This is a genomic window from Blastococcus litoris, assembly GCF_003075095.1.
Lineage (GTDB): Bacteria > Actinomycetota > Actinomycetes > Mycobacteriales > Geodermatophilaceae > Blastococcus_B > Blastococcus_B litoris.
In genome coordinates this window covers 269,396-280,124 of the sequence record NZ_QCZF01000002.1, presented here as the reverse complement: position 1 = coordinate 280,124, position 10,729 = coordinate 269,396, and the positions used below count along the sequence as shown (strand labels likewise).

The following is a 10,729-nucleotide window of genomic DNA, read 5'->3' as shown; positions in this document are numbered from 1 at the left end:
GCGGGGCGGCTCAGGACGTCGTGCCGGGCACCGGACGGGACAGGTGCAGCGCACGGGCCACGGGAGCCGCGGCGGCTCCTCCGGCGTGCTGCGCGAGCCGCACGGCGCGCGCGACGAGGGCGACGGCGCACGGGACGGCGACGACCAGCACGGGGACGGCGAGGACGCCGGGGGCGCCGGCCCGGACGAGGAGCGCTGCCAGGACCACGAACCCCAGCAGGACCGCCCCGGACACCAGGCGCGGGCGAGCGGGCACGGAGCCGAAAGGCGCCCCGGTGGTGGACATGTCGGGGTCGCAGCCGGGCGTGAGCGCGGTCATCCACTGCCTCCTCGCGGCCACCGTCCGGCGACCTGGGGTGACGTCCGTCACACGGACCATAGGCGGCCGGGACCGCTCGTATCAAGCCCGCGCCCCCGGGGGGTGATCAGCCGGTGCCCACGGCCAGCCGCTGGTCGAGCCAGGCGAGGAGGTCGGCGACCACCTCGTCGCGGTTCGTCTCGTTGAAGACCTCGTGCCTGGCCTCCGGGTACACGTGCTGCTCCACGGGCAGGCCGCGCTCGGTGAACAGCTGGGCGAGGGCCGTGACCTGGACGGCGTCGGCGCCACCGACCGGGTCGAGCTGCCCGGAGAGCAGCAGCACCGGCAGCCCCGCGGGCAGGGTGGCCACCGCCTCGGGCGTCGCGGCCCGGACCGCGAGCGCGAAGACGCCCGCGGCGTACGCCGCGGTCAGCGGCATCTCGTCCCCGCTCAACGGATCGGCGATGTAGGCGTCGACCTCTGCCGGGTCGCGGGAGAGCCAGTCGTACCGGGTGCGGGCGGGCTCGAACGACTCGTTGAAGGCGCCGAGCGCATCGAGGGCGTGGTCGCCCGCGCCGGCGGCGACGGCCTCCTCGAGCGCCGTGACGCTGTCGGCGAGGTGCGGGGCGACGCCGATCGGTCCCGAGAGCGCGAGCCCCGCGAGGTCGGTGCCGTTCCGCTCGGCGGCGGCCAGGGCGATGATCGAGCCCATCGAGTGCCCCAGCAGCACGCGCGGCACCCCGGGGTGGCGCTCGTCCATCACCAGGTGCAGCGCCTCGACGTCGTCGAGGACCGCGTCGACGCCGAGCCCGCCGAACCGGCCGATGCCGGTGCTCTCCGCCGTCCGGCCGTGGCCGCGCAGGTCCATCGCGTAGACGGCGATGCCACGGTCGGTGAGCGCGCCGGCGAGACGGCTGTAGCGACCGGAGTGCTCCGAGGCCCCGTGCACGACCTGGACGGTCCCCCGGACGTCGCCGCCCGGCTGCCAGTGCCGGTAGCGCACCCGGGACCCGTCCGGCCCCTGCAGCACTCCGTCCTCGGCCTTGAAGCTCATCGCACGTCCCTCCGCCTGATGTCCCTGTCGGGCCTACCGGGACGCGGTCGGCCGGTCAAGCGGGAGTACCTGTGGACAGAGGGTCCGGAGGTCCGCGGCGCGATGGCACGCTCCTTCCTCCTGACGACGGAGGGCGGGTGCAGTGCGCCGAACGGTGACCGACGCGTGGGGTGCCCGCTGGACGGTGCGCGCGCGGCAGCTGCGCGGGACCGGGACGCCCCCACCGCTGCCCGGACCGGAGGAGGAGTCGCTGCGGCGCCGGCTGACGGCAGCGCTGTCCCCGCTGCCCCCTCCTGCGATCGCTCCGGGGTGCGGCGACTGGCGTCTGCCGGCCGACACGGTCGACGTGGAGCGCGAACTGGTCTTCGCGGAGTTCCGGGACACCCCGATGCGTCAGGGCACCGCACCGTGGGCCGTCGGTCACGCCGTCCGGCTCGTCGGTGAGGCGATCGCCCACCTGCGGACGCCGAAGTCGGAGACCTGGGAGGTCGAACTGGTGGCACGCGGCCGGATCCGGCGCTGGGGCCGCTGGCAGATCACCGGGGCGGAGGCCGCCGCGCAGACGGTGACCACGGTCGTGGCGGCAGTGTCCGCCGGTCGGGTACCGGAGCCATGGGGCGCGGTGCTGGTGGACGTCGTCGACCAGCGGCCGCCCTCCCGGCCGCAGCCCGTCGCCTGACCCGGACCGGATCCGGGTCAGGCGACGTCAGGGAACTCAGCTGGCCTTCTTGCGCGCTCGCTTCTTCGGCGCCGCGGCCGCCGCGACGGCGTCCGGCTCGAGGATCGTGGCCAGGTACCGGCCGGTGTGGCTCTCCGGGACCGTGGCCAGGAACTCCGGCGGGCCCTCGGCGACGACGGTGCCACCCCGGAACCCGCCCTCGGGGCCCATGTCGATCAGCCAGTCGGCACTCTTGATCACGTCGAGGTTGTGCTCGATGACGATGACCGAGTTGCCCTTGTCGACCAGGCCCTGCAGGACGAGGAGCAGCTTGCGGATGTCCTCGAAGTGCAGCCCGGTGGTCGGCTCGTCGAGGACGTAGATGCTCCGGCCGTTGGACCGCTTCTGCAGCTCGCTGGCCAGCTTCACCCGCTGCGCCTCGCCACCGGACAGCGTGGTCGCGGGCTGCCCGAGCCGGACGTAGCCCAGCCCGACCTCGGTGAGCGTGCGCAGGTAGCGCGCGATCGCGGGGATGGCGGCGAAGAAGTCCGCGGCCTCCTCGATCGGCATGTCGAGGACCTCGGCGACGGTCTTGCCCTTGTAGTGGACCTCGAGGGTCTCCCGGTTGAACCGGGCGCCCTTGCAGACCTCGCACGGGACGTAGACGTCGGGCAGGAAGTTCATCTCGATCTTCAGCGTCCCGTCGCCGGAGCACGCCTCGCAGCGGCCGCCCTTGACGTTGAACGAGAAGCGCCCCGGCTGGTAGCCCCGCATCTTCGCCTCGGTGGTGCTGGCGAACAGCTTGCGGACGTGGTCCCAGACGCCGGTGTAGGTCGCCGGGTTGGACCGCGGGGTGCGGCCGATCGGCGACTGGTCGACGTGCACGACCTTGTCCAGGTGCTCCAGCCCGGTGATGGTCCGGTGCCGGCCGGGCACCATCCGGGCGCGGTTGAGCTGGTTGGCCAGGGTCGTGTAGAGGATGTCGTTGACCAGGCTGGACTTGCCCGACCCGGACACCCCGGTGACGGCCACCAGGCAGCCGAGCGGGAACGTCACGTCGACGCCCTTGAGGTTGTGCTCGCGGGCGCCCTTCACGACCAGCTCCCGGCCGGCGGTGGGCTGGCGCCGCTTCTCGGGGATCTCGATGGCCATGCGCCCGGACAGGTAGGCGCCGGTGAGCGAGCGCTCGCTCTTCATCAGGTCGTCGAGCTGACCGCTGACGACGATCTCACCACCGTGCTCGCCGGCGCCCGGGCCGATGTCGACGATCCAGTCGGCGACCTTGATGGTGTCCTCGTCGTGCTCGACGACGATCAGCGTGTTGCCCATGTCGCGCAGCCGGACGAGCGTCTCGATCAGGCGGGTGTTGTCCCGCTGGTGCAGGCCGATCGACGGCTCGTCGAGGACGTAGAGGACACCGACCAGGCCGGAGCCGATCTGGGTGGCCAGCCGGATGCGCTGCGCCTCGCCGCCGGCGAGGGTCGCGGCCGGCCGGTCCAGGGACAGGTAGTCCAGGCCGACGTCGACCAGGAACGACAGCCGTGCCTGGATCTCCTTGAGCACGCGGTCGGCGATGGCGCGCTCGCGCTCGCCGAGCTCGAGCCCGTTCAGCCACTCCGACGCGTCGCCGATCGACAGGTTGGTGACCTCGGCGATGGAGCGGCTGTTGAGCTTGACCGCCAGGATCTCCGGCTTCAGGCGGGTGCCGTGGCAGACGGGGCACGGCACGTCGCGCATGTAGCCCTCGTACTTGTCCCGCATGTAGTCGCTGTCGGTGTCCTCGTGCCGGCGCTCGAGGAAGGGCAGCACGCCCTCGAAGGCGGCGTAGTAGCTGCGCTCGCGGCCGTAGCGGTTCTTGTAGCGGACGTGCACCTGGTCGGGCGAGCCGTGCAGGATCGCCTTCTGCGCCTTGGCGGGCAGCCGCTCCCACGGGTCGTCCATCGAGAAGCCGAGCTGCTGCGACAGACCGGTGAGCAGCCGGGTGAAGTACTCGTTGCTCATCGACGTCGACCACGGCGCGATCGCACCCTGGGCGAGGCTCTTCTCCGGGTCGGGGACGACCAGCTCGGGGTCGACCTCCTTGCGCGTGCCTATGCCGGTGCACTCGGGGCAGGCACCGAAGGGCGAGTTGAACGAGAACGACCGCGGCTCGAGCGCCTCGAACGACAGGCCGTCGTCGACGCAGGCCAGGTGCTCGGAGAACGTGCGCTCGCGCTCCGGGTCGTCCTCCGGCAGGTCGACGAAGTCGAGGACGACGAGGCCGCCGGCCAGGCCGAGCGCGGTCTCCACCGAGTCGGTGAGCCGGCGCTTCGCGCTGTCCTTGACGGTGAGGCGGTCGACGATCACCTCGATCGTGTGCTTCTCCTGCTTCTTGAGCTTGGGCGGCTCGGTCAGCGAGTGGATGACGCCGTCCACGCGGACGCGGGAGAAGCCCTGCGTCTGCAGGGAGCCGAAGAGGTCGACGTACTCGCCCTTGCGTGCGCGGACCACCGGGGCGAGCACCTGGAAGCGGGTGCCCTCCTCCATGGCGAGCACCTGGTCGACGATCTGCTGCGGCGTCTGCCGGGAGATCGGCTTGCCGCAGTTGGGGCAGTGCGGCTGGCCGGCACGGGCGTAGAGCAGGCGGAGGTAGTCGTAGACCTCGGTGATCGTGCCGACGGTCGACCGCGGGTTGCGGTTGGTCGACTTCTGGTCGATCGACACCGCGGGAGACAGACCTTCGATGAAGTCGACGTCGGGCTTGTCCATCTGCCCGAGGAACTGGCGGGCGTAGGCCGACAGCGACTCGACGTAGCGGCGCTGGCCCTCGGCGAAGATCGTGTCGAAGGCGAGGCTGGACTTGCCCGAGCCGGAGAGCCCCGTGAAGACGATCAGTGCGTCGCGGGGCAGGTCGAGGTGGACGTCCTTGAGGTTGTGCTCACGGGCGCCGCGGACGACGAGCCGGTCCATGTGATCCCTGTCAGTCGCTGTGGCCAGATGCATCATCACCGGGAGCAAGGTCCCCGGTCAGGGAGCTGTTCCCCCCGCTCGGCGTGCCCCCGTGTCGCTCCCGTCACGCTCGCGCGACGGCGCGCCGCGCTACTCCGCGGACGCCCCGGCGGGCGGCGCGGACGGTGGCGCGGTGGGATCGAAGACGGGGGCGTAGCGCCGCCACGGCTGCAGGCGTTCCAGCTCTCCGGCCAGCCAGAGTAGTCGCGATTCGGCACCCGGGGGGCCCACGAACTGGACGGCGACCGGCAGCCCGTCGGGTCGGCTGCCGGCGGGTACCACGGCGGCCGGCAGGCCGGCGAGGTTCCAGGCCGCGGTCCAGGGCGCCCAGCGGGCGTTGGCCGTGATGTTGGCGAGGAACCCGCGCTCGTGCCAGGGGCGCGCGGGCAGCGGCGGGCCGGTCGTGACGGGGCTGAGCAGCACGTCGACGTCGCCGAAGAAGCCGACCATGCGCTCCCGGAACCGCTCCGCCGTCCGGGGCCGGACCAGGCCCGCCCGGCGGACGAGGCGACCGATCCGGGCGTGCGTGCGGCTGCGCGGCTGGAGCGCGCGCCGGTCGATCCCGAGGTGCTCCGCGTCGTCCTCCGCACCGACCATCCAGCGGGTCAGCGCCCCGGCCGCCGCGCCCAGGGTGATCGGGGGCTCGCGGCGCACCACCGTGTGGCCGGCCGCCCGGAGGCGCTCGACCACCGCCTCGACCGCCGCGCGGGTGGCGGCGTCGGCACGCACACCCGGGACCGGGGAGCGGGTGGACAGGACGATGCGCAGCGGCCGGCCGGGCGCCTCGGGCTCGCTCGGCTCCTCCCCCGCCAGGACGGCGTGGGCCACCGCGAGGTCGGACACCGTGGTCGCCAGGGCGCCGTTCACCGCCATGCCCGACCAGCTGTCGGCGCCGATCTCGGCCGGGACGACACCGGTGCCGGGCTTGAGGGTGACGAGTCCGCAGGCGGCGGCCGGGAGGCGCAGGGACCCCATGCCGTCGTTGCCGTGCGCCAGCGGGACCGACCCGGAGGCGACCGCCGCGGCGCTGCCCCCCGAGCTGCCGGCCGGCGAGCGCGCCGTGTCCCAGGGGTTGCGGCTGACGGCGCCCGGGCCGTCGGTCGCGGCGTAGAGGCACAGCTCGGGGGCGCGGGTGATGCCGACGACGACGGCCCCGGCCTTGCGCAGCCGGGCGACCACCGGGTGGTCCCGCTCCGCCGTCCGCTCCGGGCAGGCCGGCGAGCCGTCGGTGCAGACCTCCCCCGCGACGGCCACGTTGTCCTTCACCGCGACGGGGACGCCGGCGAGCGGGAGCGCGAAGCGGGTGAGCGCCGTGTCGATGGCGTGCGCCTCGGCGAGCGCGGCCTCGCGCCGGACCAGGCGGAAGGCGCCGACGCGGGCGTCCACGGCGTCGATGTGGTCGAGGTGGGCGCGGACGACGTCGACCGCCGTCACCTCCCCCGAGCGGACCAGCCGCGCGATCTCGGTGGCCGGCAGGCCCACCGTCGCGGCCGCGCTCGGAGCGGGACGGGCACTGTCGAGGGCTCCGCTAGCGTCCATGCCTGGACCGTAACGGCGTCCGCCGACACTTTCCGATCGGAGTCCTCGATGACCGCCTCCCCCCCGTCCGGCGACCGGACCTACACCGGCGACGTCGAGGTGGGCGGGCCCGCCGACGTGCGCGAGCTGCCCGGGCTCACCATCACGAAGCTCGCGGTGAGCGAGATGGCCAACAACGTGTACCTGCTGCGCTCGACGGCCACCGGCGAGGGGCTGCTGATCGACGCCGCCGCCGAGCCGGAGGCGCTGCTCGCGCTGATCGGCGACGCCGGCGTGCGCACCGTCGTCACCACCCACGGGCACTGGGACCACCACCGGGCGCTGCCCGAGGTCGTCGCGGCCAGCGGAGCGGTGACGGTTGCCGGGACCGCAGACGCGGCGGACCTGCCGGTGCCCGTCCAGCGCACCGTCGAGCACGGGGACACGGTGACCGTCGGCGACCAGACCCTGGAGGTGGTCCACCTGCGCGGGCACACGCCCGGCAGCATCGCCCTGGTCTGGCGCGGCCCGGGCGAGGGAGGCGTCCACGTCTTCACCGGGGACAGCCTCTTCCCCGGCGGCGTCGGCAACACCCAGCAGGACCCGGCCCGCTTCGCGAGCCTGATCGACGACGTCGAGGAGCGGCTGTTCGGCGCCCTCCCGGACGAGGCGTGGGTCTACCCCGGCCACGGCAGCGACACGACGATCGGGGCCGAGCGCCCGCACCTGGCCGAGTGGCGGGAGCGCGGCTGGTAGGTCAGCCCGGGGGCTCCTCCCCCGCCGGGAGCAGGTGCCGCTCCAGGCGCAGCCGGCCCAGCGCCCCCTGCAGCTGCGCCGATGCCCGGTGCAGGGTCAGCCGTCGGCCGTGGCGCACCGCCCGGCGGTAGGCACCGACGAGGACCCGCAGACCGTCGTCGTCCGCGACGTCGAGCCCCGCGACGTCGACGTCCCAGCTGGTCCTCCCGGCGCGCAGCATGGCGGACACCGCCTCCTGCAGCACGTGCGCGCCGCCGCCGGCCAGGCGTCCCGTGAGCGTCACCCGCCCGTCCGAGAGGTCCACCCGGACGACCAGCGGCGGGAGGTCGGTGCTGCCCTGGGCGCCGGGCCTGGCCGAGGCAGCCGCGACCGCGACCGCCCGCCGCCGGGCGGCCTGGCGGCGCGCCGGCGTGTCGGCACGGTCGGCTCCCACCCCTCTGCACCTCGCTCCGCGGACGCGGGGACCGGGAGGACGTCCCACGGGAGACGCCTGGCCCCTGCCCGGCATGGTCCGCCCTCCGCGGACGCCCGGCCTCCTCCGCCGGGGACGGTGTCCCGCCGGGCGGTCAGGCGGGGACGAGGGTGCGCGCCGCCCGCACGACCTGCTCGCGGTCGGCGACGGTCAGCTTCCGCTGTACGCGGCGGATCCTGGTCCGCGTCGTGTTGGTGGTGACCGCCATCGCAGCGGCGATCTGGCGGACCGACCTGCCCTCCGCGAGGAGCGCGAGCAGCTCGCGGTCGCGGTCGCCCAGGACCGGCAGTCCGGTCACCGCGGCGCCGGACGGGCGGCGCGGAACCGGGATGGCCGTGCGGCCTCGGGACGACGGCAGTTTCGAGGTCATCGGGCCCTCCTCCGCGCCGCCGTCGTCCGGAGGCCGCGCCGCTCGGTTGCCAACGTCCGGTTCGCCGAGAGTAGGCAGCGTGGGGTCCTGACGCTTTACCGATCCCACCCCCGGGCGTACCTTTTCGCGCACGCCCAGGAGGGACCTCGTGCGACCTCGCGTCCGGACCGCCGCGCTGACCGGGTTCGTCGGCCTGGCGCGGTCGCTGGGTCTCGATCCCGCGGCCCTGCTGCACGAAGCGGGCCTGGACCTCGGCGACCTCGCCGTCCCGGACAGGTGGGTGCTCGCCGCCCGCGTCGCACGGCTGCTCGAACGGTCCGCGGAGCAGTCCTCGTGCCCCGACTTCGGCCTGCGACTCGCGGCGTTGCGACCGCTCGGGGCGCTCGGACCCCTCAGCGTCGTCCTCCGCGACGAGCCCGACCTGCGCAGCGCGGTGCAGCTCCTCGTCCGCCACGAGCGGGCCTACAACGAAGCGCTGCACCTTCGTCTCCGGGAGGCCGGCGAGCTGGCCTCGATCGAGGTCTGGCTCGAGTTCGAGGAGCCCGTGCCCAGCACCCAGTCGATCGACCTGGTGATGGGCGCGCTGGTCGGCATCGTGCGCGCGCTGGTCGGTGACGGGTGGCAGCCGCTGACGCCCACCTTCGCGCGGCCGGCGCCGGCAGACGTGGCTCCCTACCGGTCCGTCTTCGGCCTCGGTCTGCGCTTCGGCGGGGACTTCACCGGCCTGGTGCTGCCCAGCCGGGACCTCGACGTCCCGGTGGTCATCGCCGACCCTTCCCTCCGCCGCTACACCCACGAGTTCCTGCGCGCGATCGTCGACACCGCGGCGCCGACCGCGGCCGGGCAGGTCGGCGAGGTCGTCGAGGTGCTGCTGCCGCTCGGCCGCTGCTCGCTGACCGACGTCGCGCAGTACCTCGGCGCCCGGCCGCGGGCGCTGCAGCGCCTGCTCGCCGGTGAGGGGACGCGCTTCTCGGCGATCGTGCACGCCACCCGCGCCCGTGAGGCCGAGCGCTACCTGGCGGCGGAGCGCTACTCCCTGACCGAGGTGGCGATGCTCCTGGGCTTCGACGCCCCGAGCGCCTTCTCCCGCTGGTTCCGCCAGCACTTCGGCGTGACCGCGGCCGACTGGCGGCGCACCGCCCTCGCCGCACCCGACCGGTCGCGCGACACCACGCTGCCGACCGTCCCCGGGGGGTGATGCCGGCGGTCGCCTCGAACGGCCATGGTCGGGTCGACGCGGCGGACCGACGGGAGGCGACGTGGGCTCGACGGCAGCTCGACGCTGGTGGGCACGGGCGTCCCTCGGTCTGGTGGTCCTCACCGTGCTCCTCCTGCTGGCCGCCGCCGGCCCGCGCAGCCTGTGGCTGCTGGCCCTGGTCGCGGCCGCCTGCGCAGGAGTCGTCGCGGCGCTCTTCTGGTTCCTCCGTGAACGGGCGCCGCTGCGCTGGATCGCGCTGGCCCTGGCGGTCTGCGCCCCCGTGGCGGTCGGCTGGGCCCTGGTGACCGACGGCCTGCTCTGGGTCGCCCTGGTCGCCGCCGCCCTGCTCGCCGCTGCGACGGCCGCGGCGCACGAGGCCCTGCGCCCCGATCCGTCGGAGTGGGCGCTGCCGGTCGCCGAGGCCCCCGCGCCGCGGCGCCCCTTCCTGGTCATGAACCCCCGCTCGGGTGGCGGCAAGGTGATCCGGTTCCGGCTCCGCGAGCGCGCCGAGGAGCTCGGGGCGGAGGTGGCGCTGCTCGACCGGCCGGGCACCGACGTCCAGCAGCTCGCCCGCGAGGCCGTGGCCAGGGGCGCCGACCTCCTCGGCGTGGCGGGCGGTGACGGCACCCAGGCTCTCGTCGCACAGGTCGCGGCCGAGCACGACGTCCCCTTCCTCGTGGTCAGCGCCGGCACGCGGAACCACTTCGCGCTCGACCTGGGGCTGGACCGCGACGACCCCACTCGGTGCCTGGACGCGCTCCGCGACGGGGTGGAGGCCCGGATCGACCTGGGCGAGATCAACGGCCGCGTCTTCGTGAACAACGCCTCGTTCGGGGCCTACGCCGAGATCGTGGAGAACCCGGCGTACCGCGACGACAAGCGCGGCACGACCCTCGCCGCCCTGCCCGACGTGCTCAGCCGTCGCCGCGGCGCCCGGCTGGTGGCCGACGTCGGCGAGGTGACGGTGCGCGCCCCACAGGCGCTGCTGGTGAGCAACGACCCCTACGAGGCGTCCGACCTGGCCGGGCTGGGCCGCCGCTCCCGGCTGGACCGCGGGCTCCTCGGGGTCGTCGCCGTCCGCGTGGACAGCGCCCGGCAGGCCGTGGGCCTGCTCAACGGCGCGCACAGCACCGGGCTGCGCCGGCTGGAGGTCCGCGAGGTCGTCGTCACGGCGGACGAGCCGGACATCCCCGTGGGCGTCGACGGCGAGACGCTGCGGATGACGGTCCCGGTGCGCTGCACGTCGCGCCCGGCGGCCTTGCGCGTCCGGCTTCCCCGGCACCGGCCGGGCGTGCGCGCACCGCGGGGTCGCCTGCACTGGGCGACGCTCTGGGCGCTGGCGGCCGGGCGGCAGGTCCCCCTCCGCGGCGGGACGCCGGCCGGAGAGCCGGCCGCCTCCGCCGCCGGGGACGCCTGA

The 10,729-nt window shown here is 74.7% G+C and carries 10 protein-coding genes; 4 read left to right on the top strand and 6 right to left on the bottom strand.

Annotated elements, in window-relative coordinates:
- Positions 1–10 precede the first annotated feature (10 nt).
- Both DCS98_RS05830 and DCS98_RS05825 read right to left on the bottom strand, forming a co-directional pair.
- Positions 11–319: a hypothetical protein gene (locus DCS98_RS05830; protein ID WP_116450414.1), complete on the bottom strand. Its 309-nt coding sequence runs from the start codon at positions 317–319 to the stop codon at positions 11–13.
- Positions 320–425: 106 nt separating this feature from the next.
- Positions 426–1,352, bottom strand: coding sequence for an alpha/beta fold hydrolase (locus tag DCS98_RS05825; protein ID WP_116450413.1), 927 nt, complete (start codon positions 1,350–1,352; stop codon positions 426–428).
- A 142-nt stretch (positions 1,353–1,494) separates the two neighbouring features.
- On the opposite strand from DCS98_RS05825, the gene DCS98_RS05820 reads away from it, so the two are divergent.
- Positions 1,495–2,031 (top strand): hypothetical protein, encoded by a 537-nt coding sequence (locus tag DCS98_RS05820; protein WP_164704410.1) that lies wholly within the window; start codon positions 1,495–1,497, stop codon positions 2,029–2,031.
- A gap of 36 nt (positions 2,032–2,067) precedes the next feature.
- On the opposite strand, the gene uvrA is transcribed toward DCS98_RS05820, so the two are convergent.
- Both uvrA and DCS98_RS05810 read right to left on the bottom strand, forming a co-directional pair.
- Positions 2,068–4,959, bottom strand: a complete 2,892-nt coding sequence (gene uvrA / locus DCS98_RS05815; RefSeq protein WP_116450411.1) for an excinuclease ABC subunit UvrA — start codon at positions 4,957–4,959, stop codon at positions 2,068–2,070.
- Between the two features lie 129 nt (positions 4,960–5,088).
- Positions 5,089–6,537 (bottom strand): amidase, encoded by a 1,449-nt coding sequence (locus tag DCS98_RS05810; protein ID WP_116450410.1) that lies wholly within the window; start codon positions 6,535–6,537, stop codon positions 5,089–5,091.
- A 48-nt stretch (positions 6,538–6,585) separates the two neighbouring features.
- On the opposite strand from DCS98_RS05810, the gene DCS98_RS05805 reads away from it, so the two are divergent.
- Positions 6,586–7,272 (top strand): MBL fold metallo-hydrolase, encoded by a 687-nt coding sequence (locus tag DCS98_RS05805; protein WP_116450409.1) that lies wholly within the window; start codon positions 6,586–6,588, stop codon positions 7,270–7,272.
- Between the two features lies 1 nt (position 7,273).
- Here the strand turns inward: DCS98_RS05805 and DCS98_RS05800 are convergent, their stop codons facing one another.
- On the bottom strand, positions 7,274–7,705 hold the full coding sequence (locus DCS98_RS05800; protein WP_164704408.1) for an STAS domain-containing protein: 432 nt from the start codon (positions 7,703–7,705) through the stop codon (positions 7,274–7,276).
- A gap of 133 nt (positions 7,706–7,838) precedes the next feature.
- Positions 7,839–8,114 carry a LuxR C-terminal-related transcriptional regulator gene (locus tag DCS98_RS05795; RefSeq protein WP_116450407.1) on the bottom strand — a complete coding sequence of 92 codons (276 nt, stop codon included), beginning with the start codon at positions 8,112–8,114 and terminating at the stop codon, positions 7,839–7,841.
- A gap of 148 nt (positions 8,115–8,262) precedes the next feature.
- Here DCS98_RS05795 and DCS98_RS05790 point away from each other — a divergent pair, with 148 nt between their 5' ends.
- Positions 8,263–9,312 (top strand): AraC family transcriptional regulator, encoded by a 1,050-nt coding sequence (locus tag DCS98_RS05790; RefSeq protein ID WP_116450406.1) that lies wholly within the window; start codon positions 8,263–8,265, stop codon positions 9,310–9,312.
- Between the two features lie 61 nt (positions 9,313–9,373).
- Positions 9,374–10,729, top strand: coding sequence for a diacylglycerol/lipid kinase family protein (locus DCS98_RS05785; RefSeq protein ID WP_116450405.1), 1,356 nt, complete (start codon positions 9,374–9,376; stop codon positions 10,727–10,729).